The organism is Intrasporangium chromatireducens Q5-1 (assembly GCF_000576575.1).
Classification (GTDB): domain Bacteria; phylum Actinomycetota; class Actinomycetes; order Actinomycetales; family Dermatophilaceae; genus Intrasporangium_A; species Intrasporangium_A chromatireducens.
The window spans coordinates 1-4,239 of sequence record NZ_AWQS01000290.1 but is presented as its reverse complement, the minus strand read 5'-3'; the positions used below and the strand labels follow the sequence as shown (position 1 = coordinate 4,239).

Genomic DNA, 4,239 nt, shown 5'->3' with positions numbered 1-4,239 from the left:
CTCGGCACGCTCACGTGGCGCGCCGGGTGACGGTGGGGGCTCGTCGGACCGATACGCCGGCGAGGGCGCCTGCGACGAGGGGAACGAGCAGGACGGGCATGAGGATCTGCAGCCACGGGATGTCGATGATGACGCTGCTGTGGTCGAGGCCGGTCCCCGTGTAGGTCGCGGTGAGGATTCTCGAGATCGCGACCCCGGGCGCGATTCCGACGAGGACCCCAAGGACCGTGCCGAGCAGCCCGAGATAGGTCGCCTGCGCCGCTGCCATCGCGCGCCTCGTGGTCCGCGTAGCACCGACTGCCGCCAGCGTCCCGAGCAGCGGCGTCGCCTCAGCCTGCCCGAGGGCCGTGGCGATCAGTGTCGCCACGAGGATGATGAGGGCGATCACGGCGATGACGATCGCGATGATGAGCCCGTCGTCCCGCTGGAAGCCGCGCTCCACCTGCAGCCTCAACTGCGAGGTGATCGCAGTGGCGGCATCGAGCAGCCGCGCTTCTTGTTCGGCTGTGATGGGGCCATCCCCACGCAGCGCGGTGAAGCGGATCGTGTCCGGAAGCGCGAGCCCCCTCGCGGTCTGTGTCGTGATGACGGCGCCTGGCCCGCCGCTCCAGCCGTCGATGAGGCGGATCCACTGGGAGTGCTCGAGGTGGACGACCGGCAGGCTCACCACGTCGCGACCGCCCCGGTCGTCCAGGGTGGGTGGGCCGGTCTCGTTGGAGGTGACCGCGTAGCGGAAGAACTGCGCCGCGCCGTTTGTCACCTCGAGGTCGATCGGACGCATCGCCTCAATCGCGACCGGGGCGGAGTGCCACCGCCCCTGCTGCGGCAGGGTGCTGGAGGCGGCCGGGTCGAGCACCGCGATCGCTCCCGCCGCCAGCGCCTCCCGTTGCCCACTGGTGAGGTCGAGCATCGCCGCGAGCTCGTCGAGATCGGCGGCGAGCAGTGAGGATCCCGGCGTGGAGCCCCCTGTCGAGACCGTGGCGCACCGAGGGGCCGGGTCGCCCTGCTCGATGGTGCGGCCGGCGACGGCCAGGTCGTCGTCCTCGGTGATGATCTGGGACGGCGAGCAGCCCGATTTGAGGGCGGCCAGGTTGCTGGTAGACCCCTCGGCGCTGCTCTGGCCGAGACCGCGCATGGTCAGGGTGCGGATCGACGGGTCGACCCGACGGAGGGCCGTGATGACGTCGGTCGTGGTGCGGGGGTCCGACCAGACCGAGAGCGTGGCCTGCCCGCTCACCGACAGGGGTTGGTAGCTGCGCGCCTTGCGCCCGGTGTCGGCCTGGAGAGCGATACAAGCCGTGGTGAGGACCGCTGCACCCGCCATGATGGCCGCGACGGTCGGGGTGGCTCGCCCCCTGAGCCGTCCGGCGTCGCGAGCGGCCATCCGAGCGGCGAGCGGCAGGCGATGCGCGGCCCGACCCCCGAGTGCCAGCACGAGCGGCACCATGAGCAGCGCGCCGATGACGGTGAGGACCACCCCGCCGAGGAAGACGAAGAAGTAGGCGTTCTCGTACTGGAACGATGCGGTGAAAATCGCGCCGATCCCGATCGCCACGAGCGCCGCGCCGACGACAGGAACGCGTCGACGCAAGGGTGGCGAGACCGACACGCCCCGCATGACCGCGACGATGTCGAGCCGGGCCAGCCCTCGGCTCGGCACGAGCGCGGCGATGAGCGAGCTGACGACCCCTGCGACGACGACGAGCGTGATCGATCCCCACGGCACCTCGAGCGGCCCGAAGAAGTGCGCCGGCTTGAGCGCCCCGATCAACCGGGCGCCAGCCACGCCGCCGGCGACTCCGACCGCCGCCCCGACGAGCGAGGAGAGCACGCCGAGCACGAGCGCCTGGGCGAGCACGCTCCGGCGCAGCTGCGCCGTCGTCGCCCCGTTGGAGGCGGCGAGGGCGAGTGCGCGGCGCTGCCGTGAAGCACTGACCGCGAAGGCGGGACCGGCGAGCAGACTCGTCAGGAGCAGCAGGCCGAGCGAGGCTGCCCCCACGGCATAGAGGGCGGACACCCGGTCTGGCCGGCCGAGGTAGTCGGCCGGCAGCGTCATCGTCTCGGGGTGCAGGGCGACATACCGGCTGAAGGCGCCCACGCCGTAGTGGTTCAGCTGCTCGATCTCTGGCCAGGTGATGGGCGAGTTGCGCTCGACGAGCCACTGGACATTGGCTGCCGACGACACGGTGGGTGTCGTGATGACGTCGGCCGGTTCGACCTGCTCCACGCTCCATCCAGTGAAGCCGCGCCCGGTCCCGACCACGGTCACTGTCGTGGGCTGCGGCTCTGCGTCCGGGGTCTCGGGGGTGAGCGTGAAGGTCCCCTCAGTCGGCAGGCCGGCCGCGACCCCGGTCGGAGTCACGACGACCTCGTCCGGTCCGGTGGGCCAGCGACCGTTCTCGAGCGTGACCCGGGGCTGCAGCACCGAGCCGGCCGACGCCGCGTCGACGCCGAGGACCGTCACGTGGACGGCGCGCCGGTCCACCCGGGCGCTTGCCGACGACGTCGTGACGGGGTGTACCCGGCCGGCGACGAGCGCGCCGAGAGCGCTCGCCTCGCGGCCGGACCCGTACCCGGGCACGGGCGCAGCCTTGCGTGTCGTCTCGTCGGGCCCGCCGTACTGGTTGGTCGGGTCGAGCAGCTGGTGCAGCTCCTCGGGTCCTGGCCCGGTGAGGTAGCCCTGGCTCTGCCCGAGCTGCAACGGCAGCCGCTCGGCGGTGTCGAGGTCCTCGCTGAACCACAGCGTGCTGCCCGCGACGAGCAGCAGCACCGGCAGCCCCACCATGACCGTGATGAGGATGCTGCGGCCCCGGTGCCGCCGGACGTCGCGCCGGGCCATCCGGAGCGCCACCCGCCAGCCGGCCCGCCACTGCTCGAGGCGGCCCGCCCCCTGCACGGGCTGCCTCGAGTCCCCCTGACCTCGCGCCATCACCTCACCGTGCCTGCGCGAGAAGTGAGTCGGCGGAGTCCGGCCCACCGGTCGAGTCGACGATGCGCCCGTCGCGGAGGAAGACCACCCGGTCGGCCCAGGCCGCGTGGCGAGCCTCGTGCGTGACGAGCAAGCCCGCCGCACCGGCGTCGCACCGCTGCCGCAGCACGCGGAGCACCTCCTCGCCGGTGTGTGAGTCGAGCGCGCCGGTCGGCTCGTCGGCCAGGACCAGCCGGCGCTCCCCGACGAGCGCCCGCGCGATCGCCACACGCTGCTGCTGCCCACCCGACATCTGGTCGGGATAGCGGTCCGCAAGCTCGCGCAGCCCGAGCAGGTTCAGCGCATCGAGCGCCTGCGACCGCGCCCGCCGCACCGAGAGTCCGTCGAGCTCGAGCGGCAGGCCGATGTTCTCCGCCGCGGTCAGGCTCGGGATGAGGTTGAGGTCCTGGAAGACGAACCCGACGGACCGACGCCGGAGTGCGGCAAGTCCTTTGGCGTCAAGGGAGTCGAGCCGTATGCCGTTCACCGCCACCGTGCCCGACGTGGCCTTGTCGAGACCGCCGGCCAGGTTGAGCAGGGTCGACTTGCCGGACCCGGACGGGCCCATGACCGCCACGAGCTCGCCGGGGCTGACCGAGAGCGAGGCCCCCTCCAGGGCCACGACCTCCGTCGCCGCGGAGCCGTGGACCCGCGTCACGTCCGTCAGGACGAGAGCGGGAGCAGCAGCTGCGTCCTTCGGGTGACGTCCGGCCGCCTGCTCGGTGCCGTCCGTCCGTGCGTCACGCCCCCTCACGCCCGTGCTCCCTTCGGTGCCGGACGGTGAGAGCCGGCCGAGTCGGGAACGTCAGCCGACCCGGGGTGCGAGGTCAGCGGCATACGGGCATGACGCGCGAGCGTCGCCTCGACGTGGTCCAGCCAGCGGACCTCGGCCTCCCCGGAGAAGAGGAGGTTCTCGAGGACGAGCTGCCAGGCGAGGTCGGCGCCGTGCGGCTCCGTGGCCCCAGAGGCCTTGAGCCGGGTCAGGTCGCGCAGGTGCCTCAGCGTCGCGGTCCGCTGGGTCTGGACGACCTGCGCGACATCCACGCCGGGCGAGGTGACCGCGAGGGCGAGCTTGATGACGAGCTCGTCCCTGGGCGTCTCGTCCCGCGCCACTGGCGTGCTCCACCACGCCTCGGCGGCGGCACGACCCTGCTCGGTGAGCCGGTAGGTGACCCGGCCCTCGTCGTCCCCGCCGCCGACCGGTTCGACCAGCCCGTCCCGCTCGAGGCGCGCGAGCGTCGTGTAGACCTGCCCGATGTTGAGCGGCCACG

The 4,239-nt window shown here is 72.6% G+C and carries 3 protein-coding genes; all 3 read right to left on the bottom strand.

Going from position 1 to position 4,239, the window contains the following annotated elements; translation table 11 throughout:
- Positions 1 to 10: 10 nt before the first annotated feature.
- On the bottom strand, positions 11 to 2,929 hold the full coding sequence (locus N864_RS19755; protein WP_081794059.1) for an ABC transporter permease: 2,919 nt from the start codon (positions 2,927 to 2,929) through the stop codon (positions 11 to 13).
- Positions 2,930 to 2,933: 4 nt separating this feature from the next.
- A complete protein-coding gene (locus tag N864_RS19750; protein WP_034721358.1) occupies positions 2,934 to 3,635 on the bottom strand; it encodes an ABC transporter ATP-binding protein in 702 nt (233 codons plus the stop codon).
- An 83-nt stretch (positions 3,636 to 3,718) separates the two neighbouring features.
- Positions 3,719 to 4,239 (bottom strand): PadR family transcriptional regulator (locus tag N864_RS19745; RefSeq protein WP_034721355.1); only part of this gene is annotated, 521 nt, incomplete at its 5' end.

Coding starts and splice junctions, on each gene's coding strand:
- N864_RS19755 (WP_081794059.1), bottom strand. CDS start 2,929: ATGGCGCGAGGTCAGGGGGACTCGAGGCAGCCCGTGCAGGGGGCGGGC.